The following is a 1,684-nucleotide window of genomic DNA, read 5'->3' as shown; positions in this document are numbered from 1 at the left end:
ACTCATCAAAAAACACGAAAAATATAGATTTCTCTTGCTTTGCAAAAACTGTGGAATTTACTTTTGCAAACCGGAATTTACTTTTTCAATTGACCGAAGATGAGCCAAATGTTGCGAGATTGCTGTGCTCCACTGCGTTCCGCTTGCGATGACATGACCCGAATGTCATTGCGAGGAGCAAAGCGACGAAGCAATCTCAGTGACTTCTGCAGCCAGCCGTGAGGTAGAAAAAGATTGCCGCGCGCCACTGACGTGTCGCTCGCAATGACACCTGGTCATTCATTCACCGCTGATGGTCTCATAGGGCCAGTCGATGATACCGCCCAGGTCGTAAACGTTTTGATAACCCATATCCTTAAGGACTTTTGCGGCCTCCGCGCTTCTTCGACCGCTCCTGCAATAGACCACGATTCTGGCGTTTCTGTCCGGAATCACTTCGGCCGCCCTGCCCCTGATTTCATAGTCCGGAAGCAGGATGCTGCCGGGAATCCGTTTTTCCCGGTATTCCTCCGGCGTTCTGACGTCAACCATGATGATATCCTGATTGCTTCTGACCATCTCGATAACATCATTTGACACCTTGGTGCCACCCATGAGCAGGCCCCTTTCCAGGCCAACCAAGCTGAAGCCAGGATGATGATGGCTGCAACTGTACCCAAAAGATATCTCATAAAATGCGCACACCTTTTCGAAATTATTCTTGGGGTGGTTATACCTGATTTTAACCGATAGCCCGTCCGGTCTGTAGTGATATAATCACAATCGGGAGGCTGCTTACGGACTCCGGTTGAACAGGTCGTGTAATAAACAAGAAAATTTTACATAATAAAGAATTTATTTTACAGATAATGTAAAAATATGGCTGAAATAAGCCAAAAAAATAAAAAATTTTAATAAAAATTGCAAAAAACGATGGCTTTTTATGTTGCTTTATGAAATAATATGGGTATAAAACAGATTGGCAGAGGATGCCAGGATATTTTCCGAAAGGAGAGACAAGGATGAACAAAGCGGATCTTATCGATGCAATCGCTAAGAAGGCAGAGATGACCAAGAAGGATGCAGGCGCAGCGCTGGATGCTATCATCGAGAGCATTAGCGCATCTCTGGCCAAGGGTGAGAAGGTTACCCTCGTTGGCTTTGGTACCTTCGATGTAAGGGAGCGCAAAGCCCGCACAGGCGTTAACCCCCGCACCAAGGTCAAGATCGACATTCCTGCCTCTAAGGCTCCTGTCTTTAAAGCAGGCAAGGAACTGAAGGAAAAGGTAGCGGCATCCAAGAAGAAATAAATGTTAACATAATGTTTTAGGTTCTACGTCAATTGTTGGGGTGGAACCAGTAAAATGAAGTAGCATATGGAATATGGGCAGATGATCAAGTATGGTCATCTGCCTTTTTCTTGGCAGCTCTATGCCATAACATGCAATATCCTGTTTCTGAACCTTGTGAAATTTCTTATCCCATAGGCATTTCGTTTGATCACTTTAATCTTGTTGTTGATGCCTTCTGTGAAACCATTGGTATATGGAACATCAAACGAGTTCAAAATTTCTTTCTGCCAGTTTGTAAAAGCTTTGAAGCAGTCATTAAACTCTGGAAGATTGTATCCATAGAATAACATGTTCCATCTGGCCAGGCGCTGTTTTGCCTCATAACTGTTTTGGGAATCCATTACCTTGTAGAA

The 1,684-nt window shown here is 44.2% G+C and carries 3 protein-coding genes; 1 reads left to right on the top strand and 2 read right to left on the bottom strand.

Annotation, left to right across the window (positions count from 1 at the left end):
* Positions 1 to 279 precede the first annotated feature (279 nt).
* Complete coding sequence (locus tag F3H12_RS13035) at positions 280 to 579, bottom strand: rhodanese-like domain-containing protein (protein ID WP_188118539.1); 300 nt, start codon at positions 577 to 579, stop codon at positions 280 to 282.
* 422 nt (positions 580 to 1,001) lie between these two features.
* Between F3H12_RS13035 and F3H12_RS13030 the strand changes: the two genes are divergently transcribed.
* Positions 1,002 to 1,289 carry an HU family DNA-binding protein gene (locus F3H12_RS13030; protein WP_149679743.1) on the top strand — a complete coding sequence of 96 codons (288 nt, stop codon included), beginning with the start codon at positions 1,002 to 1,004 and terminating at the stop codon, positions 1,287 to 1,289.
* Positions 1,290 to 1,408: 119 nt separating this feature from the next.
* Here the strand turns inward: F3H12_RS13030 and F3H12_RS13560 are convergent.
* Positions 1,409 to 1,684, bottom strand: a 276-nt coding sequence (locus tag F3H12_RS13560; RefSeq protein WP_149679592.1) for a transposase, incomplete at its 5' end; no start/stop codon positions are given.

The sequence above is a fragment of the Thermoclostridium caenicola genome, assembly GCF_900142095.1.
Classification (GTDB): Bacteria; Bacillota; Clostridia; order DSM-8532; family DSM-8532; genus Thermoclostridium_A; species Thermoclostridium_A caenicola.
This window is presented reverse-complemented; position numbering and strand designations above follow the sequence as displayed.